This window comes from Mycobacterium gordonae (assembly GCF_017086405.1).
GTDB classification, from domain to species: Bacteria; Actinomycetota; Actinomycetes; order Mycobacteriales; family Mycobacteriaceae; genus Mycobacterium; species Mycobacterium gordonae_D.
This window is the reverse complement of the sequence record NZ_CP070973.1, coordinates 127,106-151,077: the sequence shown is the minus strand read 5'-3', so window position 1 is coordinate 151,077 and position 23,972 is coordinate 127,106. Positions and strand designations below refer to the sequence as shown.

The following is a 23,972-nucleotide window of genomic DNA, read 5'->3' as shown; positions in this document are numbered from 1 at the left end:
CGACGGTGCCGGATACTTCCCCCGGGTACCACATCAGAATCGTCGCTTCGAGCGACCACTTGCCGAGAGGCGCGAAACCGGCACCGTCGCTTCGGTCACTCCACGACGTAACTCACTCCAAAACGAAGACCGGGATCTGCCTGGTCGTCTTCGTCTGGTATTCCGCGTACGGCGGGTAGGCCTCGACAGCACGCTGCCACCATTCCTCCCGCTCAGCGCCCTCGATCTCGCGCGCGGTGAGGTGGTGGACCCGGTCACCGTCTTGCACGGTCAACGCCGGGTTCGCCTTGACGTTGAAGTACCAGGCCGGGTGATCGGGCGCGCCCCCCTTGGACGCGACGATGGCGTAGCGGCCGTCGTGCTCGACCCGCATGAGGGGCACATACCGCTTCTTGCCGGATTTGGCGCCGGTCATGGTCAGCAGCACGACCGGCTTGTCGAAGATCTCTACGCCGTCGGTGGTGCCCTGCCTGAGTATCCGTTCGGTCTGCTCGCGCACCCAATCCGTGGGGCTTAGCTCTACTTGTTCAGCCATACCCAAGTTCAACATGCCCGTGCGATTCATCCATTCCCGGCTCGGCGGCCGACGCTCCGAACCAGGTGGTGAGCGCGTCGGCAAGTCCGGCACATGGAGCGTCTCCCGCCCACGCGACGTGTCCGTCGGGCCGGACCAATACGGCACTGGGGGCCGCTACCGTGCCTAGCACCGGAAGCTGCCAACCTCCTACATACTCGGCGTCCACTACCCGGACCCGGTCTGCCCAGGCGGCGACGTCGATGCACCCGGGTCGGCCGAAATTCAGCAGCAGCGGCTGGGCCCGGTGCAGCAGTTCATAAACGCGACCACCGACCAGGTCGAGATCGGGCATCCGCCGACCCAGCAGTGGGTGACCCGCACCGAGGTCGTAACAAATGTCCAAGCCAGACATCATGGCGGCGAACCTTTTTCGGGGCTCGGTCATGCCCAGGAGTTCCGCGGTGGTTTCTCGCAATGCTGTCGTGCGGTCGTCCGCGCGCAGCAGTGTCATCTGCGCGATGGCGTTTCGCAACACGCGTGCGGCAACCGGGTGCCGTTCGGCGTGATAGGTGTCGAGCACACTGCCGGGCGACGTCCCCTTGAGCACCGCGGCGAGTTTCCATCCCAGGTTCACCGCATCCTGCATTCCGGTGTTGAGTCCCTGTCCGCCGATCGGGTGATGAACGTGCGCGGCGTCACCGGCCAGCAGCACCCGCCCCTTCCGGTAAGCCGCGGCTTGGCGGGCCGCGTCGGTGAATCGGGAAAGCCAAGCCGGACTGTGTATTCCGTAGTCCGTCCGGTACACGTCGATCATTGCCCGGCTCAGGTCGTCCAGGGTGGGTTCGCTTTCCGGCCCGAGGTGGCGCTCGGTCACCATCACACGTACCGGGCCCTCGTCACCGGTCCTGCTGAGCGCGTGCACACCGAGGGCGTCGCCGTGGATGCCCCACGCCGGTTCTCGGCCGTCGCCGGTGGAGATCTCGGCCTCGGCAAGTAGGTAGCTCGTCGTCGGATCCCAGCCGACGAAGGCAATACCGACCGCCTTGCGGACCGCGCTGCGTCCGCCGTCGCAACCCACCACGTATTCCCCTCGCAACAGTTCCCCGTCCACGAGTTCGACGGCCACGCCGGTCTCATCCTCGGCGAGACCCTCGACCTCCCGCCCGCGATAGATCGGCACCGCGAGCTCCTCGGCCCAATCGGCCAGAAGTTGCTCGATGCGGCTCTGCCACAACGCAAGTCCATACGGGTGCCGGGTGGGGAAGTCGCTGATGTCCAGTCGGATCTGCGCGAATCCGGTCAACTGGGCCACCTCGCCCTGCTGCAGGAAGCGGTCGGCGACTCCGCGCTGGTCGAGGATCTCGATGGTGCGCGAATGAAGACCGCCCGCCCGGGCGCCGACCAGGGCCCGGTTGGCACGTCGTTCGACGACGGCGACATCGACTCCGGCCAAGGCCAATTCGGCCGACAACATCAGACCGGTAGGCCCGGCGCCGACGACCACCACCGCATGTTCTGGTCTCACATGTCCCCCATTTCGCCGAGTTTTGGCTCAGCTCAGCGATTTTGCGGCATGACCCGGGTCTTGCCGCAAGACCCCCCGTGCGGTATAGGTTGAAAGTGCGGGACAGTTATTCCTCGGCCACCACCGGTAAGGGCACGTCCAACTGATGGGCGCATGCCATCTGATCCCGGACGGCCGCCTCCACCGCGTCGCGCTCACCGGGGGCTATCTCGAACACCAACCGGTCATCGATCTGCGCCACCATCCGCGAGGCGAACCCTTCCGCCATGAGGGCCTGGTCGGTGTTGATCATCGCAGTCTTGATGATGTCGGCCACCCCGCCCTGTAGCACCGTGACACAGGCGGCGCGCTCGGCGGCCTGGCGGCGGGCCCCGTCGGGAATGTTCAAGTCAGGCAGATAGCGACGGCGACCTGACCACGTTGTCGCGTAACCCACCCCACGGGCATCGGCTACAGCCCCCGCCAGGTGATCGCGCAACTGGTGGGAAAGGTATTGTGTGACAAGCTGTTTAGCGTCAGCGAACGAGATTTTCAAAGCGCCCGCCACCTCGTCGGCCGTCCATCCGTACGCGATTCCGCGCAACACCGCCCCGACGGGGTCCTCCGGACGGGCATCGAAGAGCCCAGCGTCGCCCGACAGGTGGGCAAGCAACCGCGCCTCCAGCGCGTCGTAGCGCAGGGTCAGCAGTCCGCCGTAACCATCGCCGGCCACCACGCGTGCGTGCAGGCCGCGCAGGTTCGGCTGCGACGACGACACGGCGCCGGTGGCTGACGTCGCTTGGCGGTAGGTGGGATGGACACGCTCACTCGGGGCGGTCACGGGCGCCACGGCAATGCCCGTGGTCTCCAGGTCGGCCAGCACCCGCTGCACCGGCAGCTCCATCCGCCATAACAACGACGAAGAGTCGATGCGCGCCAACTCCTCGTCGAGCACGTCGGCCAGATCGAGCACTGCGCAGGCCCGCAGGATCAGCGCGGTCACGGCGCGCTCGTCGGGAGGCGACGAAAAATGGTTCAGCTCCAGGGTTTCGCCGGGCAACGCGCAACGCATGTGGTGAACCAACAGTTCATTGAGCGGGGTGCTGCACCGTCCGGGACGCACCAGGTGCGCCGCCAGCGCTGTGTCTGAGGTGACGCCGCGCAGCGTCCAGCCGCAGTTCGCCAGCGCATGGATCGTCCACTTGCCCGCGTGGACCGCTTTCGGCGGCCCGGGGTCGGCGAGCCAGGAGGCCAGCGCGGCTTCGTCATCCGCACTCAGGGCGGCGACGTCGAGATAGCGGCCGTCGCCGTCGGCCGCGACAATCGCCAGCGCAACGGCTCTGGACAGGTGTCCTTCGTCACTGCCGGCGACCGCCAGGCCGAACCGGTTTCCCAGGCTGTTCTCCGCCAGCCAGGGCGCGAGCTCACCGTTTCGCAGCATCCGCCCACGCACGTCGAAGCCGTTGGACACGTCCCTCATCTTTGGCCATGATTCGCCGACCACTGCCGCTGGGTACCAGTAGGTAATCTCGCCACTGCACCGACAACGAAAGAACCATGACTATGCAGGCAACGGTCACCCCCGAGGCCGAAAACGCCATCACCGACATCGCCCAGCGCCACGGGCTTTCCCGCGACGCCGTCCTGGCCATGCTGTTCGCCATCCATGCCGGCGGCGGCACCATGGCACAGTTCTCCATCCCCGAGCTCGGCGGCTCCGGCCAGTGGATGCGGGGCGGCATGACGATGGTCGGCAACATGTTCGACAACGCCCTGAAGGCACGTGTCGACGCGCTGTGTGGCGATCTGGCTCAGCTGCTCGCCTCGACCACGGTTTTCCGCAGCACCGCCACGCACTCCCAGGGGCAGACCCAGGGCGGCTTCACTTCCGCCAACTGGTGGCCGGCGGACCTGGGCGTCCCAACCTCGTCCGGCGCGCAGAACAGCGTGCGCTACGCCATCTTCCCGGCCACCCGGCGGCTGGCGATCGACGTCAACGGGGTCACGAAAGTGTTCGACACCGACGACCACCAGATCACCGGCGTGCAACAACAGCAGCAGGGCGGCGGATACGGGTCGGTGAGCTTCACCAGCCAGCTGGGCACCTTCGAGGTTTCCAGCCTGACTGAGCTGGGCGCCCCGCAGGTGGCCGAGACACCGACGGCCGCACCCGCGCCGCAGCACCAGGCCGGCGATCCGGGCGCCATCGTCGCAGCCATCGAGTCGCTGGCCGGACTGCACCAGCGCGGCATCCTCTCCGACGAGGAATTCGCGGCGAAGAAGGCCGAACTGCTGGGCCGGCTCTGAGTCGCCGGATCGTCAGGACGGCGGCAGCGGTGGAAACTCGGCGCGGTTCGTGATGGCATCGCGGTAGGCGTGCACCCGATCGGGGATCGTGCCCAACACCGCGATGGTCTGCCCGCCGCGACCAAAGGCCGTGACGAACTGCCATCTGTTCGAGTCGCCCTCGACGAGTTGTACCGCGTCGTAATCGGTTGGCACACCCAGCATTTGCACCTTGACATCGTATTGATCCGACCAGAAATAGGGCAGCTCGTGGTACGGCTGCGCCTGGTCGGGGCCTGCCAACAGCGAGCGCGCGGCCGCGGCGCCCTGACCCCCGGCATCCTCCCAGTGCTCGGTGCGCAGGTGCCGCTCGTACAGCGGATGCCACCAGCGCGCGACGTCCCCGGCGGCCACCACATCGGTACCGCCTTCGGCTCGGCCGGTGGCGTCACAGACCACCCCGTCGTCCACGCGCAGGCCCGAATCGGCCAGCCAATCGGTGGCGGGCCGCACCCCGAGGCCGACGATGACAAGGTCAGCGGCCACGTACGAACCATCGGTGAGCCGAACCGCCTCGACATGTCCGTTGCCGACGATCTCCTCGACGCCCACCCGCACCCGCAGGTCGACGCCGTGCCGGCGGTGCAGGGCAGCCCAGCACGGGGCTAATTCTTGGCCCAACGCCGCCACCAGCGGGTTGACCGCCTTCTCGATCAGCGTCACGTCGAGCCCCGACGATCGGCAGGTCGCCGCGACCTCGGCGCCGATGAAGCCGCCGCCGACGACGACGACCCGGGGCCGCGAGCTGAGCCGTTCCCTTATCGCCAGACAGTCCTCGACCGTGCGGAGCAGCATCACCCCGTCCGGAACCGGACCGCCGGGCCATTCGCGCGGGACGGCGCCGCTGGCGATGACCAGTCCGTCGAACCGCAACGACTTATTCCGGCCATCGTCACGGAGCGCGATCGTCCGTGCCGACATGTCCAGCCCCACCGCTGATGCCCCGCGCAACACCCGGGCATCCAGATCGAATTGCGGCGCGATATCGATGCCCGCCCGGTGCACCTTGCCGGTGAGGAACTTCTTCGACAACGGCGGCCGATGGTAGGGGGCATGGCGTTCGCCACCCACGATGGTCAGCTCACCGTCATAGCCTTCCCGCCGCAGAGTCTCCGCTGCCCGCGTCCCGGCTATGCCTGCACCGACCACGACCACTCGATCGAGCATCCGGTCAGTCCTCCACGATGATCGCCTGGGTGGGGCACGACACCTCGGCCCCCTTCACCTGCTGGCGCAACGACGTCGGCGGCTCTTTCGCAAGCACGTGCAGGCCGTCTTCCCGCACGTCGAACACCTCATGACAGATGCTCATGCAGACACCGTTTCCGTCGCAGGTGTCCAGATCGACCGAAACTTTCATCCGACGTCCGCCCTTTCGGCGTGCGAGCGGGCCCGCTCCCGGGCGGCCTTCGCGACCGGCGAATATTCCAAATACTCGACGGCCATCTGCGTGGACGCCTCGTCATTGGGGTGGTGGCGGGGTCGCAGGTAGCGCGCGGGCGCCGTCACGAAGAGCTTCCACGGACCCGGCAACCGGTATTCACGGGCCGCCCACAACCAGTCCCGCCAGCGCCACTTGGTGTCGATGGTCGGGTCATGAGCCATCAGGTAGCGGGCACCGGCGATCCACCAGCCGATGAACAGCGGCGCGGTCATCAGCATGGAGAACGCCCGGATCGCGTAGCTGCCGCAGACATGCTGGTAGACGTCGTACACCAGCGAGCGGTGTTCGACCTCCTCGGCGCCGTGCCACCGCAGCAGGTCGAGCATCATCGGGTCAGCCTTCGCGTAGTCAAGCCCACGGTTGCTCAAGACCCACTGCCCCAACATGGCGGTGAAGTGCTCCAGCGCGGCGACGTCAGCGAGACGCCGGTAGAGCCACCAGCGCCGCAGCGCCGGCGAAAAGAATCTCGGCGGATCACCCAGTGAGATCGACAACGTCTTGCCGAGCCGCTCGGTGTACGGCTTGGTGTCGATGCCCTGCTCGGCCAGATGATCGAGCACCACCTGGTGGGCCCAAGCATGCCAGGACTCCTGCTGGATGAACGGCTTGATCGCCGCTTCCAATTCCGGGTCGTGCACCAGCGACGACGCCTCCAGGACGGCCTTGATGAAGTGCCGTTCACCCTCGGGCAGCAGCAGATGCAGGACGTTGATCATGTGCGTGGAGAACGGGTCGTCAGGCACCCAGTGCAACGGTGTGCCCGACCAGTCGAAGCGCACCATCCGCCGATACTTCGGGTGTCCCTCGCGGTGTAACGCGACCTCTGGCATCAGAAGCTCCTCCCCGCGACCGGCCGCGGGAGCGGCGGTCGACTGTTCCGTCCACCTGGCCGCGTACCCAATGGAACTGTTGTCTATGCGTAACGTTGCCGCCGAGTTCGCATCTTTGGTTGTCCGGCCTACGACGCCCGCGGGCGCGGAGCGTCGTCGGGCGTGCGAGGGAGTGCGTACAGCGCCATTCGGCGATTCGACATATCGTGCTCGCCGAGGAAGACGCAGCCCGCGCTCTCGCAGAACCGGCGCGCACCCTTGTTCCGGTGATCCGGGTCGAACATCACCCGACGGCACTGCGGCTCACTGGTGAGCACGCTGGCCACGAAGTGCGGCAACACGAACTGCGCAATGCCCTTGTTGGTGATCGCCGGGTCGGCGATGGCGGCATGGATGCCCAGGTCGTGTGGGTCGTACTCGTACCGGGTGGCGATCGAATCCTTTGCCGCCCAATACAGTTCGATATAAGCGTGGTCGCACCCGTCGATACTGGCGACGAACGGCCGCGAGTAGCTGCCCTGCAGTTGGGCGAGCAGATAGCGGCGCCACCGCGACGTGGGCCAGACGTATTCCCAGGCTTCGGCCAGATGCGGCCGGCGCATCCACTCGGCGATCATGTCGGCATCGTCCTCCGGATCGGCCAGCCGGAATGCGTATGGGGCGGGCAGTTCCGGCCGGGACGGCGGCGGCGGGATCTCGCGGACCTCGTCGGGAAGCTCGGTACGCTCGCGCGGCAACAGCACATCCGTGTCGCTCACGGCGTGGCCTGCGCATTCATCGCCTCACGAAGGCTTTTCGGCCGCATGTCGGTCCAGTTCTCCTCGACGAATTGCAGACACTCCGCGCGGCCCGCCGCGCCGAACACCCGCTGCCAGCCCGCGGGTACCTCGACGAAGGTAGGCCACAGACTGTGCTGGTCTTCGTCGTTGGTCACCACGATGAAGGTGGCGGTCTCGTCATCGAAGGGGTTGGTGCTCATAGCTCCTCCTCATTGCGGGGTCGTTACCGGACAGGTCGGCTCCCAGAACCCGGTCGGACAGCATGCCCAGGCAACTGAGGTTGGGGAACCCCGGCCCCTGGTTCAGTCCGGCGAGATTGGGCAAGAACAACTTCGGCGAGACGTCGTTGACCGCGAGGTCGTGACCGATCGATTCGCGCAACCGGTCACCGGTCATCGGCCCGCCCAGCCCGAGTTCGAGCAGATCGAGCGCGTCCTGGCTGAACAGCGTGGTGAACCACAGCGCGTCGAGGCCGGAGCCGTCGATGACGAGATCGAAACCGTGCACGGTCTCGAAGTTTTCGCTGCCGCGGTTGGTGTTCAGCGTGAGCCGGATCTGATCGTCACGGGCGACGGCGTGCGCGACGCGTCCCCGCAGATGCCGGATCCGGTCGTCGGCCATAAGTGCGTCCTGCACGGTCGCGGAAAAGACCCCGCGGTCGGTCCGGGCGATCGCGTCACGGCGTTCGGCCAGCGTCAGGGCCGTCCATTCGGATGGATCGGAGAACAGCGCGTTCTCGAAGTAGCCTTCACCGCGAGTGAACAGCGTGACCTGCGGGGAGATCACCGTGATCGTCGAAATGGAGTGGCGGAATAGCTCATTGAGCATCGCCGCCGCGGTCTCGCCGCCGCCGATCATCGCGACTCGTTCGGCACTGATCCGGTCGTGCGCGGCGGCGCGGTGCCAGAACTGCGCGATCGACATCACCCGTGGGTTGCCCGGCAGCAGGGTGCGCTCGGGTTGGCCCGGCCCGGTGATCATCAGCGCGTCGGTGTGCACGGTGCCTTCCGGGGTGCGCAGCGCCCACTGCCGACCGTCGACGGCGATGCGATCGACCTCTCCGTAGACGACGGTCATATCGACACGTTGGGCGACCCACCTCAGGTACTGGCCCCACCGGCGGTGGGTCGGCGCCGGGCGACCGCGGTCGATCCATTGCGCGAACTGGCCGGTGGCGATCAGGTAGGACTGCCAACTGTGGACGGTCATCCGCTCGTCGAGTTCGGCGTTGCGGCGCGGCACCAGCGACGACCGGTAGGGGAAGCCGACGTCCTTTTCCGGGCTGGTGCCCAGGTGCTGGGCACCGTCGGTCCAGCCGCCGCTGGCCTGCCAATTGGCGGCTACTCCGGTTCGCTCGACAGCCACCACCTCGGGTGTGTCGACACCCATGGCACGTAACGCCGAAGCCTTGGCGGCCACGGCGACCGCTTTGGCGCCGGCGCCGATTACCCCGAGCCTGGTCATGACACCATCTCCTTGAGTTCCTCGTTCCAGATTGTTTGCAGCGCAGTCAGATCGGACTCCGCGAGGATGTCGGGCAGCGCGCGCCACTGGGTCAGCAACAGCTGCTGGTCGCCGCTGCCGACAAGTGTGGCCATGATGACCAGCTCATGGCGGACCGCGATGTCGGGCTCGGGCAGCTGCGGCAGTCCACCGAGCAGTTCACGGTCCAGCCGCAGGTCGGTCCCGACGGCACCGGCGTCGGTGCGCCCCAGGTAATTCAGCAGCAATTGCGGGCCCGCCCGCTTCTTGAACTCGGCGGCGGTGTCGCTGCGCAGATAGCGCAGCAGCCCGTAGTCGATGTCGCCGCCGGGGATCGCGGCCAGCTGCTCCGCCACGTGCTGCGGGTCGGTGGCGTGCACCCGCAGCGGGTAGATGGTGCTCAGCAGTCCGACGGTGTCAGACGTATCGATCGTGTCGTCGACCAGAGAGTCCGCGCGGCCGTGGGTTTCGAGTGCCAGCAGCGGCGGCGGCGTTCGCTGCTCGCGGGTGTTTCGCCACCGGTTGACAGTCCGCGCCGCGCCGGCGACCAGTACCTCGAACATCGGAACGCCGATCCCCAGCAATCGAACGGTGGTTTCGGCATCGGTGACCCACGGACGGACCAGTAGGTCGCGAGCCCGGTCGCGGTCGGGCTCGATCCGGCGAGCCCCGAGGTCGGGGTCGTCTCCGTCCAGCTGGGACAGCCAAAACGAGCTGCTATCCAGGGTTTTGGCGCGGCTGGTGAGCGCGTGCGCCCACTGCCGATAGCTGGTGTGCTCGCTACCGGGGGCCGGCGAATGGCCCGCAGCCAGGGCATGTAGGGCGGCGTCGAGTTCACCCAGCACCACCCGCCACGACGCCGGATCCATGGCCAGCACGTGGGCGGTGATCACCAACACGCTCTCCCCACCGGGCGGCCGCAGCCAGGTGGCTGACAGCAGTGCGCCCCGTTCCGGATCAAGCTCTGCCAGCGCCCGTTCGGTGTGTTCGCGGACCGCGTCCCGCAGGTCGCCCGGCACAACCACCTCATCGAGCAGGTCGGTGACCGGTGCGGGCACCAGCGTCATGGTCGCTCGGTCCAGGCAGGTGTGCAGTACTTCGTGGCCGCTGATGACGGTGAACAGCGCCGCCCGCAGCCGGTCGCCGTCGATGTCGGCGGGCAGCCGAAGCGCCTCGGTCTGCGCGAGCCGCCGCGGCTCGCCGTACTCGTAGAGCCAGCGCGCGTTGGGCAACAAGGGGATTGGCTGACCGCGCTGCTCGTCATGACGATTCGGTGCGGCCTCCCCGGCGTCGATCGCCGCGGCGAGTTCGCGAACGTTGACGCATTCGAGGATCAGCCGCGCGCGCAGCGGGATCCCACGGCGTCGCGCCGCCTGCACCACCGACAAGGCAAAAATGCTGTCCAGCCCGAGTTCCAGGAAATCCGCCGTGACATCCACTTCCCGCTGGCCGAGCAGCTCCGAAAGCAGTTCGGCCAGTTGCCTTTCGGTGTCGGTCTCGGGTGTCGTGGTCACGGCGGTGCGGGCGCCGATGCCGTCGAGGGCCGCCTCGTCCAATTTGCCGTTGGCGGTCAGCGGGAGGTTGTCGACGATGACGATGCGCTGGGGCACCATGTAGCGCGGCAGCCGCTCACCGACCGCGGCGCGCAGCTCGGCGGCGCTGGGTCCGGAACCGTTCACGGTGGCGGCGTAGGCGGTCAGGGCTGGACGGCGCTGTTGGTCCCGCACCACCACGTGTGCGTGTCGCACCGCGGGATGGGTTTCCAGGGCCGCGGCGATTTCGCCGGGTTCGACGCGATAGCCGCGGATCTTCACCTGCGCGTCGGCACGGCCGAGGTACTGCAGCGAACCGTCTGGTTGACGGCGCACCACGTCACCGGTGCGGTACATCCGGGCGCTGGGTTGGAATGGGTCGGCGACGAAACGGGTGCACGTCTCGGCCGCCCGGCCCAGGTAGCCGCGGGCCAGTTGCGGTCCCGCCAAATACAATTCGCCGGGAACCCCGTGCGGCACCGGACGCATCCCGGAATCCAGCACGTAGCCGCGGGTCTGCGCAGTGGGCCTACCGATCGTCGGCGCCGGGCATGCGATGATGTCCGCCACCACTGCCTCGACCGTCGTCTCGGTGGGACCGTAGCAGTTGTAGGCGGCAGTTGTGGTGCGAGCGCATTCGTCGCGAATCGCCTGCCACATCGGCGGGCCGATGGCTTCGCCGCCCAGCGCCAGCACGGACAGGGCGTTGGTGGTCAGCAATCCGAAGGCCCGCAGTTGGGTGAACATCGACGGCGTCGTGTCGATCATGTCGATCCGGTGCTCGACCATGGTCTCGACCAGCGCCTCGGCGTCGCGCTGGGTGTGTTCGCCGACCACGTGCACGGCGTGGCCGTCGAGTAGCCCGACCAACGGCTGCCACGCCGCGTCGAAGGCAAACGACCACGAGTGCGCGATACGCAGGCGGCGGCCCAACCGGTCGGCGGCGGGTTGCAGCACACGGTCGATGTGGTCGTCGGCGTAGGCGCCCAGCGCAGCATGAGTTCCGATGACGCCCTTGGGTTCCCCGGTGGTCCCCGAGGTGAATACCAGGTAGGCCGCCTGTTGCGGATCCACGGTGACCGGCCGGTAGTCCCCAGATCCCGCCTCGGCATCCGACAGCAGGCCGTCGTCCACGACGATGGTCGCGCCCGTCTGACGCAGGATCGATGTCACCCGTTCCGGCGGGGTGCCGGGCTCCATCGGGACGCTGACGCCGCCGGCTTTGAGCACCCCGAGCAGCGCGACGACGTAGGTGTGGCCGCGGGCAAGCCGGATTGCCACCGGGGTCTCGGCCTCGACCCCACGGTCCAGCAGCAGAGCGGCCACCCGGTTGGCTGCGGCGTCGAGTTCGGCGTAGTTCATCGCGCCGCCGGCCCAGCTCAGCGCGGTGGCTTGCGGGCTCGTGTCGGCGATCGCGGCGAAACGGGTGTGAAAGCCCGTTGCCGGCCGCGCCGGCGGTGTGTGGGTGGCACGCAGCGGCCGGTCCTCTTCGTCGATCAAAACGCTGAGCTCGCGCAGCGGCCGCTGCCACAGCGAAAGCAACCTTTTCGCGGTCAAAAGCACTCTGCGGCCCAGTGATTCGCTGGTCGTCGCACCCAGCGCACCGTCGAGCACCTCGATCAGGAGCACCAGTTCATCACCGGCCATATGGGCGGCCAGCGTAACCGGGAAATGTGTCACGCTCTCCAGCCCGGCCGGCCGGAATGTGACCCCGCCCGAGGCAAATTCGGCACCTTCGCCAAGTCCGGCGGTCGGGAAGTTCTCGTAGACCAGCAGCGTGTCGAACATCTCTCCGACACCGCCCAGGGCCCGTAGCGTGGCGTGGCTGAGGTAGCCGTGATCGCGCAGCATCGCCGCATCGCGTTGCACGGCAAGGCACTGGGCGCCGACATCGGTGTCCGGATCCAGCTGGACCCGCAGTGGAACGGTGTTGATGAACAGCCCGATCATGCTTTCCACACCGGACAGCTCAGCGGGCCGGCCCGAGACGGTGACGCCGAATACCACATCGTCGCGGTCGGTCAACCTCGACAACACCGAGGCCCACGCCATCTGCATCAACGTGTTGACGGTGATCCCCCGGGAGCGGGCACCTTCGGCCAGCGCAGCGGTCACCCTGGGGCCGGCGCGCAGCTCGGTGCGCCGCGGTAAGCCGGCGCGCGGCGCCGAGCCGGCCATGGTGGGCGCAAGCATCGTCGGGGCGCTCAGTCCGGCGAGGTACTCCCGCCATACCCGTTCGCTTGCCGTGCGATCATGTCCGGACAGCCACCCGATGTAGTCCCGGTAGGGACGCGGGCTGTCGGGGAAGACCTGCGTGTTTCCGCCGGCGCCGTAGAGCGCGATCAACTCGGCCGCGAACACCGGCAGCGACCACCCGTCGATGACGATGTGGTGCGCGGTGATGACCAGGTGCCACTGATCGTCGGGCAGTTCGACAAGCAGGAAGCGGATCGCCGGTGTCCGTTCGAAATCGAAAGGCCGCGCTCGTTCCGCCGCCCCGAGCCGCTCGAGCTCGGCGCGGGTCGCCCGTACCTGGCGCCACGGCAAATCGACACCGGACGGGACGATCTGTACCGGACGCGCAATATTCCGGCTCGTGAAGCTGGCCCGTAGATTCGGATGCCGCACCAACATTCTTGCGGCGCAGTCCTTGAGCAGCTCCGGATTCAACGGACCGGAGATGTCCGCGGTCATCCCGATCAGATACGGGTCTTCGGCGGAGAATTCCGTCAACGTGGTCAACGAGTACAGCCCCTCCTGGAGGGGGCTGAGTGCCATCACATCCTCGATGCCCGGTGGCATGCCGGTTTGAGTCGTGGTCACCGGCTGCCGCCATCGGTGGCCCAGGCCGCCGTCACCGCGGCGAGATCCTGGTCTGACAGCCCGGATGCGCTCATCGGCTCGTGACGGACGTCGGCGTCCGCGCCGGTGCCGTCCTGACCCGAATCCAGCGCCGCGGCAAGCTCCTGGATGGTCGGGTGCTCGAATACCATCCGTGGACTGACCGCAAGGCCGGCCGCACGTGCCCGGGCGGCCAGCTGCACCGACAGGATGCTGTCTCCGCCGAGGGCGAAAAAGTCGTCATGCCGGCCGATTTCGGTGATCGGCAGCAGACCGACGAAAACGTCGGCCAACGCCCGCTCGGTGTCGGTGCGGGGCGGCTCCCGGTGGCCGGAGGTACTCACTGCCGGCCTCGGCAGGCCGGGCCGGTTGAGCTTGCCCGATTCCGTCTTGGGCATCTCGTCGAGCACGGTGATCGACGACGGCAGCATGTACGCGGGCAGCACGGCGGCGGCTGCGCCGCGCACCATGGCCGCGAACTCCGCCTTGTCGGACTCGCCGGCGGTCGGTTCGCGGGGTGCGACGTAACCGGCCAGGGTGGTGGTGCCGTCGACGTCCCAGGTGCGCACCGCCGCAACAGCCACCCCGTCCACATCCCGCAGCGCGGCCTCGACCTCGCCGAGCTCGACCCGGAAGCCGCGGACCTTCACCTGATGGTCGGCACGGCCAACGAATTCCAGGCGACCGTCGTCGGTCCAGCGAGCCCGGTCACCGCTGCGGTAGAACCGTGCCCCCGGCTTGGAGGAGTACGGATCGGGCACGAACCGCGACGCCGTGAGACCCGGCCTTTTCCAATATCCACGCACCAATTGCGCACCGGCATAATACAATTCGCCGACCACCCCAACGGGCACCGGTTTCAGAGCCTCGTCGAGCAGATACACCTGCGAGTCGGGCATCGGGGTGCCCAGCAGCGGCACCGGGGGCGTCAGCGGTCCACGGACCAGTGCGCCGGACGTTTCGGTCGCGCCGAAGTTGTTCAGCAGTTCCGGACCGTCGCCCCCGCCATAATTGGCCAACAACCGCTGGTGCAGCGCAGCGGTCATCGGCTCGGCGCCGCACACCAGCCGGTGCAGGGGGCGCAGCGATTCCGGCCAGGCATCCACGATCGTCGAGACCAGACTCGGCACGGCGGTCACCTGTGCCACCGAATGTTCGCGCACCAGCGCGGCCAGCGCCTCGGGGTCGCGGTGCTCGGCGTCGTTGGCGAGGATAGTGGTCGCGCCGGCGGCCAAGCCGCCCAACGTCTCCATGCAGCCTTCCAGGAAGGTCCAGGATGCCTGCGCCAATCGAATGTCGTTGCCCGGCAACGGATAATTCCACAGCTGCCAGTTCAGCCGGCTCGTCATCGACCGGTGCGTGCCGAGCACGCCCTTCGGGGTTCCCGTCGATCCGGAGGTGAACACCAAGTACATCGGATCGTCGGGATGGGCCGCGGGCAACCCGATGTCGTGTTGCAGCGGGCGGTCGAGTGCCCGCTGCAGCCCGGGATCATCGAGCACGACCACCGTCGTGCCGACGCATTCCGGCAAGGTGTCGGCGGCCTCGGCGGTCGCCACGACGACCCGTGGCGCGACGTCGTCGAGCATCAACTGTTTGCGTGCGGTGGGGTAACCCGGATCCAGCGGGAAGAACCCCGCGCCGGCCTTCATGATGCCGACCAGCGCCACCACCATGTCGATGCCGCGTCGCGTAGACAGGCCCACCAGCGATCCCGGCCCCACGCCGAGGTCGCCGAGCAACGAGGCGAAGTTGTCCGAACGGCGATGCAGCGCAGGGTAATCGATCTTCTCGGAGCCACAGCGCAGAGCGATGCGATCGTCGTCCCAGCGGCGGCTCGGCTCGAGCAGCGCGGCGATGGTGAGCGGGCGCTCGGTCGGCGGCTCGGGGCCACGGCTCCACTCGGTGAGAATGCGGTGCCGCTCGCGGTCGTCGAGCAGCGGAACGTCGCGCAACCGCCGATCGGCGTCCTCGGTGAAGAGGTTGACGACCTGCGTCAGCCAGCCGGCCAGACGCTCGATGGTGCCGCGGCGATACAGCTCGCTGCGGTAGACGATCTTGCCCTGATATCGCCCCTCGGTGGCGAAGAAGTTCACGCTCAGATCGGCGGGCGCGATGTCGAAGGGCGGCTCGAGCGCGGTGAATACCGTGTCGCCGGACGCATCGGCTTCGATCACCTGCGCGGCGGGCAGGTGGTCGCGTACGTGGACGACAACCTGAAACAGCGGGTTGCGCGCTAGCGATCGGGCCGGATTGACGGCGTCGACCACCTGCTCGAACGGCAGATCCTGGTGCCCATAGGCGCCCAGGGCGGTATCGCGAACTCGGCCGAGCACTTCGCGCAGTGACGGGTTGCCGGTCAGGTCGTTGCGCAGAACCAGGATGTTGATGAAAAAGCCGACCAGTTGGTCGAGCTCGGCTTCTGTGCGGGATGCGATGGGGGTCCCCACCGGTATGTCCACCCCGCCGCCGGCCTTGTGCAGCACCACGGCGACCGCGGCCTGCAGCACCATGAACTCGGTCACGCCCAGTTCGCGGCACAACTCACCGAGCCTGGCCCTGGTGTGGGTGTCGATGCTGAATTCGACCGAGTCGCCGGCGCCGCTGGGTACCGGCGGCCGCGGCAGGTCGGGTCGAAGTCCGGTGTCTTCGGGGATCCCCTCCAGTTGGCGCATCCAGTATTTGCGTTGAGCGCCGGCGATTCCCGACTCGTCGTCCGGATCGGCCAGTAGCTCGCCCTGCCAGGCTGCGTAGTCCGCGTATTGAACCGGCAGCGGTGCCCATGAAGGCTCCCGACCCGCCTTCCGCGCGCGATACGCGGTGAGCAGATCGGCGAACAGTACGCCCCCCGACCAGTGATCAATGGCGATGTGGTGCACCACCAGCGACACCACATGCTCCTGACCGTCCGGACCGGTGTGCAGCACCGCGGCACGGATCGGCCAGTCATGTTCGAGCTCAAAACCATGGCGGCGCTCGGCGTCGAGTTGCTCCTGCAGCCACGCCTCGCTGTCGCCGACCGCCTGCCGCACCGGCACCTCCATCGGAGCATTGATGACCTGGTGCGGCACACCCGCGACGTCGCCGTAGGTGGTACGCAGGATTTCGTGGCGCGCTACGACATCGCTGAGTGCGGCCACCAATGCGTCGACGTCGCACGGTCCGCTCAGTCGCGCGACGAACGGAATGTTGTTGACCTCGCTGGGTCCCTCGATCTGATAGGCAAACCAACTTCGCAGCTGCGCGGCCGACAACGGCGACCGGCCCTCGTGGGCCGTCTTTACCAATGCGGGCCGTGCGGGGCTGTCCGCATCCGGTTCCGCTCGGTCGATCAGCTCGGCCAGCTGGGCTACCGTCTCCGACTCGAAAATGTCGCGGATGCCGATGGCGACGCCGCATTCGGCGCGGATCGCCGCGACCAGTTTGGTGGCGGCCAGTGAATGTCCGCCCAGATCGAAGAACGAGTCCTCTAGACCGACCCGCCCGGCACCCAGCAGATCAGCGAACAGGCCTGCCACCGTGCGCTCGGTGGCCGTGGTCGGCTCCCGAAACTCGGCCTCGGAGGTGATTTCCGGTTGCGGCAACGCCTTCCGGTCGATCTTGCCGTGCGTGGTAATCGGGATCTCGTCGATGACGACATAGGCGGCGGGAGTCATGTAATCCGGCAGTGCGGCGGCCACCCGGGCCCGGATGCGTTCCACGTCAACCGATGTCGTGTCGCCGTCGGTCGGCGTCAGATAACTCACCAGGCTCTTGCCCAGCTGCGGCAGATCCGCGGCGATCACGACCGTCTGACCCACGCTCGGGTCGACGGAGATCGCCGCGGCGATCTCTCCGAGCTCGATCCGGAAGCCGCGAATCTTCACCTGCTCATCGGCGCGGCCCACGAATTCGACCGCCCCGTCCGCATCTCGGCGAGCCAGGTCGCCGGAACGGTACAGCCGGGCGCCGGGCGTGAACGGATCTGCCACGAAACGTTCCGCGGTCAGCGCCGGCCGGCGATGATAGCCGTGCGCCAGGTGCGTACCACCGATGTAGATCTCGCCGATCACTCCGACCGGCACCGGCTGCAGCGCGTCGTCGAGCAGGTAGACCTGCGTGTTGAGCTTGGGCCGTCCGATCGGCACGATCCGGGTGCCCTGGGTGCCCTCCACCTGGTAACTGGTGGTGTTGACCACGGTTTCGGTCGGTCCGTAGAAGTTGTAGAGCAGCGCGTCGAAAGTCGCATGAAACTTGTCGGCGATCTCGCCGGGCAGCGGTTCGCCACCGATCGGAACCCGCCGTAGCGTCCGCCACTGGTTGACACCCGGTAGCGACAGGAACAGCCCCAGCAGCGACGGCACGAAATGCATCGAGGTGATGCCTTCGCGGTACAGCAGTTCGGTCAAATAGTTGATGTCGCGTAGACCGTCGGGCCGCGGAATCACCAGCCGCGCACCGCACACCAGCGGACAGAAGATCTCGGCGATGGACACGTCGAATCCCGGCGAAGCCACCTGCAGTAGCCGGTCCGTCTCGTCCACCTGGTACTTGCCCCCGAACCAGACGAAATACTCGGCAATCGGCCGATGCGGCACGGGGACGCCCTTGGGCAATCCGGTCGACCCGGACGTGTAGATCAGGTAGGCGGTGTTATCCGGGCGCAGGGGACGGATCAGCTGATCAGGCCCGGGATCGGTATCGGGGTACTCCGACAGACCGGTGACCGGTTCGCGCAGAACAAGTTTGGCCTCGGCGTCGTCGAGGATGTACGACAGGCGCTCGGGCGGATAGGTCGGGTCGACGGGAAGATAGACGGCTCCGGACTTGAGGATGCCGAGTGCGGTGACGACGAGCTCAGGAGACTTCTCGAGCAACACGGCGACCCGATCCTCCGAGCCGACACCCTGGGCGATCAACCAGTGCGCCAGGCGGTTCGCCTCAGCGTTGATCTCGCGGTAGCTGTACCGGCGACCCTCGTAAACCACGGCCACGTTGTCGGGCGACGCCGCGGCACGGTCGGCGACCAGCGCGGCGATCGTGCTCGGTGGGATCGAAACCTGCTCGCCGGCTGAGACTTCGCGCATCCACTCCGCTTCGGATTCGCTGAGCAGCGTCAGCCGGCGCAGCTGCCGATCGGGGTCCGTCAGGGCGCTGTCGAGCAGCACCGCGTAATGCTCCAGCAGTTGGCCGGCCAGCGGCGGATCCAGGATCTCGACCAGATACTCCGCCTCCACCCGGCCGTCGGCCGGCGCTACCTTGATGCTCAGCGGCAGGCGTCCGGACTGCCCGTGCAAATCCCCCGGGCTGCACGACACCCCGGGCGGGCAGAACCCGCCGCCATCGGATTCGAGCAACCCGAAGCTGACCCGCGCCGCCGCCTGGTGCGCGGGATCGATCTCGTCGAGCAGCGGCTCCACGTCGACGTGCCGATGGGCGAAAGCGCCGCCCGCCGCCTGGTGGGTCTGGGTCAACAACTCGCGGAAGGTCTGGTGCGGTTGCGGATACGCGCGGATCGGCACCGAGCGGGCGAAGTTGCCGATCGAGCTCTCGGCGTCACGGTGGCTGACCGGGGCGGCGATCAGTAGATCGGTGGTGTGGGTGTAGCGGTGCAACACCGCCGCGAAGGCCGCCAGCAGCACCGTGTAGGGGGTGGTACCGGTTTCCCGGGCCAAGGTCTCCACCCGCTCGAGGGTTTGCGCGGAGAGCAGCTGCGTTACCCGCTGTGCCCGCCTGTGACCCGGAATCGCCGAGCCGTGGGGTCCGGGAAGTTCCAGCGGTTCGGGCAGGTCCGCCAGGACCGCCCGCCAGTGGTTCAGGTCGTCCTCGGTGTGATCGCCGGACCGCGCCGCGACCGGCACCGGAGCGGCGACGCGTTCCGGATCCGCATAGGCCTGAGTCAGGTCGGCGAAGAACGGCGACCAGGAGCCGTCGTCCCAGGCGCGGTGGTGTGCGGTGACCAGGAGCGCCACCTCCTCGGAGCTCAGTCGTATGGCGGTCATCCGCAGTGGCGATTCCGAGGTCAGCTCGAACGGGCGACGAAAGTCGCGCTGCGCCAACACTTCCAGCCGTAGCCGCTGAGCCTGCACGGCGAGTTCGGACAGATCGTGTGCGGCGAAGGTGGGACGTAGCTCGTCGTGAATTTCAGCGCGATCGTCGTCGGCGGCATACGTACTGCGCAACACCGGATGTCGGGCGGCGACAGCGTCCAGCGCCCGATGCAACCGCTCGGTGTCGACACACCCCCTGAGACGATAGGACGCGCAGATGTTCGACAGAGCATCGTGATCGGTGATTGCAGTCACGCGGGGGTTTCACCCTTTCTATCCGGGGTCAGGGCATCGATGAGGTCGCTGCCGGTCATACCGCCCAAAAGTCTTGCCGCGGCGATCGATTCGCCGGTTGCTCGGCGCAACCGGTCACGCAGGTCGAGCGCCAGCATGGAGTCGGCACCGAGGTCAACCAGCGCGACGTTCAGGTCCACCGACGCCGGTCCGTCAAGACTGAGCACGGTCGCGATCTCGACACGCACCACGTCGGCGACGGATGCACCCGACGGTGGCCTCACTTCTGCGGCAGATTCGGTGACGTGTGTGGCAAATGGCATGCTCAGCCCTTGACTCTCGAAGAAGGTTCGTAGCCGGGCCAGGTCGGCGGCGACGATCAGCGGGTCGTTGCACTGTTGGCTGAGGCTGAGTGAGACGGCCGCGTCGGGATCCATCGCGATCAGCCCCGAGCGCTCGATGCGGGTGATCTCCTGCCCGTCGGCGATGGTGGTGTCCTGCCATAGACCCCACCGCACCGCGGTGCAGTCCCTGCCATCGGCGCGCAGCTCGGCGGCCAGGCTGTCGAGCAGTCGGTTGGAGGCCGCGTATGCGGCATGACCGTAGCCGCCCCACACTCCGGATACCGAGGAGCACAGTAGGATTCGCGCACTCGCAGCAAGGGGCCACCCTTCGACCATCCGCTCGAGCCCGGTGATCTTGGCGGACAAGACCCCGGTCAGGTCGTCGGCAGTCAGTTGGTCATGTGGGGCGAAAGTCGCGGCACCCGCCGCATGGATCAACAGCGTGGCTCCCTCTCCGGCGAACTCGTCCGCCGCTGCCTTCACCGCGCGGGGGTCGGTGATATCGCAGACCGGTGCGTGCAGCTCCGTGCCGGAATCCGCCGCTGATCGCTGCAGCTCCGCGGTGGCCCCACCCCTGCGGCTGAGCAGGACGATCCGGCGCGCGCCGGCGGCGATGCAGTGGCGGGCGTAGCGCTGGCCGATAGTGCCATTGCCGCCGGTGATCACCACGTTGTCCCGTGCCGTCGTTGCCATCGGCGCGCTGGGTGCCACGTCTTCCCGCAGGGTGGGGACGAACCTGTGCACCAGCGATTCTTCAGAGCCGTTGCGCCGCAGCGCGATTTCGGTGTCCGGGCTCATCAGTTGATCGACACAGCAGCGAGCGGTGTGGATGTCGGCCCCGGCGCTGGGCAGGTCGAGGTGGGCGAAGGTGACGTCGGGAAACTCGAACCCGACGCTGCGATGCATCGCCGTCAGAGCCGCCTGCCCGGGCAGTCCCCGCGGGTCGTCCCGGTGCACCTGCTCTGCGCCCGTGGTGACCAACCAGACGCGCCGGCAGTTCGGACCGATCAGACGGCGGTATTCGATCATGCCGGCACCACGTGCCAGCTGGTCTGCCGCTTCGCCTACGTCGGCCTGCGCAATGGCCGGTGCGACGATGACGGCCACCTCGGCCTCCTCGCGCCCGGTCAGCCGGAACTGGTGCTGCGCCGCGGCGGCGTCCGTCAATAGCTGTGCCACAGCATCGTTGGCGTCCCCGGGTGGTTCGATCACCAAGGCGCCGGATGGTGGGAACCCGCCGTCATCGCGGGTCGGCGGACGTGACTCCCACTGCTCGTGGAAAACTCTCGGATGTGCGGCCGGGGCGGGCGTCACCGGCTCGGCGGTTGCCCACAGGTGAAGCCCCCGCATGGGCGCTGGCGGAAAGCCCCACAACAGCGGTGGGCCCGCCGAGCCCTGCGGGTCCGGCCTCCGGAACCGCGCGTCGTGCACCCCGACCGTGGCGATGCCGGCGGACAGTCGATCGGCGATCGGTTCGTCCCGGCTACCCGATCCGACCACCAACGCGTCTTCGGCAAGTTCCCCGATTGCGTACAGCAGCGACGGGTGTGCCGACATCTCGATATACGTGCCCGCCCCGCGCTGTGCGGCGCAGTTCACCGCCGCGCCGAAACGCACCGTATTGCGGAGGTTCTCATACCAGTAGCTGTTGAAGTCGGCGTCCGCGCCGACGACGTCGCCGTGGGCTGAGCTGACGAAATCCACCGCCCCGTCCCGAAAGGTGGCCACCGGCAGGAGATCGCCGAAACTCGTGCGCAGTGTTTCGAGCCTGCTGGTGTGGGCCGGGAAATCGACGGCCAGCTGGCGCGCGAAGACGCCGCGTTGCTCGGCCAGCCGCACGCACGCGGCGACGGCGGCGCGATCTCCGGACACGACGCTCGACGACGCGGAGTTCAATACCGAGATCTCTAGCCACCCAGGCGTTTCAGCGATCAGCGCCTTGGCCTGATCGGCGCCGACCCCCAGGGCCGCCATACCGTAACGGCCCGGCAGCCGGCCCACGACGGCAGCACGCGCGCCGACTACGCCGACCGCGGCCGGCAGCGAGATGACGCCTGCCACATACGCGGCGGCCACCTCGCCCAGGCTGTGCCCGATGGTGATCTCGGGTGCTACCCCACCTGATCGCCAGACCTGCGCCAGGCTGACCGCGTGGGTGAAGTGTGCAGCCTGAACCTCGGTTTGCGAGAAGTCGCGAGATCGGTCGCACCGCAGGTAACGCAGCGGCGAGGGTAGTCCCGCCGCGGTGAATGCCTGCGCACACTGCTGCGCTTGGCCCCGGTAGGCCGGAATACCTTCGTACGCCTCGGCTCCCATCGACGGCCATTCGCGGCCCTGCCCCGGAAAGACGAACGCGGTTTTCGACGCGGGCTTTTCAGTAGAGCGGGCCACCAGGGGGTGGTCGTCTCCCTGGGCCAGCGCGCGCAGGCCGTCCTCCAGTTCGGTCCGATCAGCGGCGCGGATGAGCGCGCGGTGACGGCGGACACGGCGGGTACGGAGCAAGGTGGTCGCCACTGCCCCGGGGATGTCAGGGATTGCGCCAACCTGCTTCACGAATCTCAGGATTGCCGCCGCATCCTGAGCGATCAGTTCGTCCTCATGAGCGCTGAGCAACACCGGGACCCGGCCGTCAGGTAGTCGTCCGGGGGCCATCAGGCTGCCTCCGGCACGGAGACGATCAGATGAGCGTTGGTACCGCTGATACCGAAAGCGGAAACAGCGCCGTGGCGGCAGCCGCCGACCGCGGGCCACGGCGTCATGTCGTGCGCCAGGCGCAACCCCTGATTCTCCCAATCGACTTCGTCGCTGGGCTGGTCGGCATGCAGGGTGGGTGGAATGGTCATGTGTTGAGCCGATACCAGCAGCTTGGCAAGGCCGAGTGCGCCGGACGCGGCCTGGGTATGGCCGAAGTTCGACTTCACCGAGCCCAGCACCGGGCCGCTACCGGGCTCGGCGTCGCCGTAAACCTCAGTCAGCGAACATAATTCGGTGCGGTCGCCCAGTCGCGTTCCGGTGCCGTGCCCTTCCACCATTCCCACCTCTTCGGGCCGCAGCCCGGCTTGGCCCAAAGCGCGGCGGAACAGCTTGCTCTGCGCCTGAGCTGACGGCGCGGAAAGGCCGGCGCTTCGGCCGTCTTGATTGAGCGCGGTGGCGCTGATCTCGGCGAGGATGCGGCGCCCGCTGCGCAGCGCTGCCGACTTGCGTTGCAGCACATACATCGCCGCGCCCTCGGCCCAGACGGTGCCGCTGGCCCGGGCGCTGTAGGGCCGGCATCGTCCGTCGTCGGAGAGCGCGTGCTGTTTGGAGAACTCGACGAAGAATCCAGGTGAGCCCATCACGCAGACGCCACCGGCCAACGCCATATCGCAGTCGCCGGAGCGCAACGCCTGCACCGCAACGTGAAGCGCGGTCAGCGCCGACGAACACGAGGTGTCGACGGTGATGGCCGGCCCGGCGAGTCCGAGCAGGTAGGCGATCCGGCCGGAGATCACACCGCAGGCCGACCCCGTGATCAGATGACCGCTGTGCCGCGAGAAGCTCGCCATATCCGGGCCGTATCCGGTGGAGTAGGCGCCGACGTAACACCCGACGTCATGGCCGGCCAGATCGTCGGGGTTGATGCCACTGCTCTCCAAGGCACGCCACGAGACTCGCAGCGCGACCCGCTGTTGCGGATCCATTGTCGTGGCCTCGCGCACCGTGATGCCGAAGAAGCCCGGGTCGAATGCGGCCGCACCGGCGAGAAATCCACCCGCGTTGTGAATCTTCTTGAAACCGTCGCGTTCACTGAGCAAGTCGCCGATCGGCCAACCCCGGTCGGCTGGTAGCGGAGACATGCCTTCGCGCTGCTGCGACAGCAACGCCCAGTAACTTTCCGGGCTGTCGACGCCGCCGGGTGCCTCGAGCGCCATTCCGATGATCACCACCGGATCGGCCCCGTGCCGAGTGCGCTCAGACATCGGCAATCAGACCACGTTCGGCGAGTTCGGCGATCGTAACGTACGGCATCGGATTCTCCCTTCAAATGCCAGTCGGACGAACGACTTTCCGTTCGTCAACTGCGGTTATTCAGGTTTGGCCGGCATTCACC

At 67.6% G+C, this 23,972-nt stretch carries 14 protein-coding genes; 1 reads left to right on the top strand and 13 read right to left on the bottom strand.

What is annotated here, in order from left to right; translation table 11 throughout:
* Positions 1-112 precede the first annotated feature (112 nt).
* The 3 genes from JX552_RS00665 to JX552_RS00655 form a co-directional block, all read right to left on the bottom strand.
* Positions 113-535 (bottom strand): nitroreductase family deazaflavin-dependent oxidoreductase, encoded by a 423-nt coding sequence (locus JX552_RS00665; protein ID WP_205875632.1) that lies wholly within the window; start codon positions 533-535, stop codon positions 113-115.
* Entirely contained in the window at positions 528-2,042 is a 1,515-nt protein-coding gene (locus JX552_RS00660) for an FAD-dependent monooxygenase (RefSeq protein ID WP_277396023.1), read from the bottom strand. The genes JX552_RS00665 and JX552_RS00660 overlap by 8 nt, the downstream gene beginning before the upstream one ends.
* 106 nt (positions 2,043-2,148) lie before the next feature.
* Complete coding sequence (locus JX552_RS00655) at positions 2,149-3,501, bottom strand: DNA polymerase (RefSeq protein WP_205875631.1); 1,353 nt, start codon at positions 3,499-3,501, stop codon at positions 2,149-2,151.
* Between the two features lie 83 nt (positions 3,502-3,584).
* Here JX552_RS00655 and JX552_RS00650 point away from each other — a divergent pair, with 83 nt between their 5' ends.
* Complete coding sequence (locus tag JX552_RS00650; RefSeq protein ID WP_205878117.1) at positions 3,585-4,328, top strand: SHOCT domain-containing protein; 744 nt, start codon at positions 3,585-3,587, stop codon at positions 4,326-4,328.
* A 12-nt stretch (positions 4,329-4,340) separates the two neighbouring features.
* Here the strand turns inward: JX552_RS00650 and JX552_RS00645 are convergent, their stop codons facing one another.
* From JX552_RS00645 to JX552_RS00600, 10 genes are all read right to left on the bottom strand, one after another.
* On the bottom strand, positions 4,341-5,534 hold the full coding sequence (locus tag JX552_RS00645; protein WP_205875630.1) for an NAD(P)/FAD-dependent oxidoreductase: 1,194 nt from the start codon (positions 5,532-5,534) through the stop codon (positions 4,341-4,343).
* Positions 5,535-5,538: 4 nt separating this feature from the next.
* Positions 5,539-5,727 (bottom strand): ferredoxin, encoded by a 189-nt coding sequence (locus JX552_RS00640; RefSeq protein WP_205875629.1) that lies wholly within the window; start codon positions 5,725-5,727, stop codon positions 5,539-5,541.
* A complete protein-coding gene (locus JX552_RS00635; protein WP_205875628.1) occupies positions 5,724-6,641 on the bottom strand; it encodes a metal-dependent hydrolase in 918 nt (305 codons plus the stop codon). Before JX552_RS00635 ends, JX552_RS00640 begins: the two co-directional genes overlap by 4 nt.
* Before the next feature lie 128 nt (positions 6,642-6,769).
* On the bottom strand, positions 6,770-7,399 hold the full coding sequence (locus JX552_RS00630; protein ID WP_205875627.1) for a GNAT family N-acetyltransferase: 630 nt from the start codon (positions 7,397-7,399) through the stop codon (positions 6,770-6,772).
* Positions 7,396-7,620 carry an MbtH family protein gene (locus JX552_RS00625; RefSeq protein WP_205875626.1) on the bottom strand — a complete coding sequence of 75 codons (225 nt, stop codon included), beginning with the start codon at positions 7,618-7,620 and terminating at the stop codon, positions 7,396-7,398. The genes JX552_RS00630 and JX552_RS00625 overlap by 4 nt, the downstream gene beginning before the upstream one ends.
* The gene (gene mbtG, locus JX552_RS00620; RefSeq protein WP_205875625.1) at positions 7,598-8,884 is read right to left on the bottom strand and encodes an NADPH-dependent L-lysine N(6)-monooxygenase MbtG; all 1,287 of its coding nucleotides are present in this window, start codon (positions 8,882-8,884) and stop codon (positions 7,598-7,600) included. Before mbtG ends, JX552_RS00625 begins: the two co-directional genes overlap by 23 nt.
* Positions 8,881-13,257 (bottom strand): amino acid adenylation domain-containing protein, encoded by a 4,377-nt coding sequence (locus JX552_RS00615; RefSeq protein ID WP_277396022.1) that lies wholly within the window; start codon positions 13,255-13,257, stop codon positions 8,881-8,883. Before JX552_RS00615 ends, mbtG begins: the two co-directional genes overlap by 4 nt.
* Positions 13,254-19,559 carry a non-ribosomal peptide synthetase gene (locus JX552_RS00610; RefSeq protein ID WP_205875624.1) on the bottom strand — a complete coding sequence of 2,102 codons (6,306 nt, stop codon included), beginning with the start codon at positions 19,557-19,559 and terminating at the stop codon, positions 13,254-13,256. Before JX552_RS00610 ends, JX552_RS00615 begins: the two co-directional genes overlap by 4 nt.
* Complete coding sequence (gene mbtD / locus JX552_RS00605) at positions 19,556-22,534, bottom strand: mycobactin polyketide synthase MbtD (RefSeq protein WP_205875623.1); 2,979 nt, start codon at positions 22,532-22,534, stop codon at positions 19,556-19,558. Before mbtD ends, JX552_RS00610 begins: the two co-directional genes overlap by 4 nt.
* On the bottom strand, positions 22,534-23,841 hold the full coding sequence (locus tag JX552_RS00600) for a beta-ketoacyl [acyl carrier protein] synthase domain-containing protein (RefSeq protein ID WP_205875622.1): 1,308 nt from the start codon (positions 23,839-23,841) through the stop codon (positions 22,534-22,536). Before JX552_RS00600 ends, mbtD begins: the two co-directional genes overlap by 1 nt.
* Between the last annotated feature and the right edge of the window lie 131 nt (positions 23,842-23,972).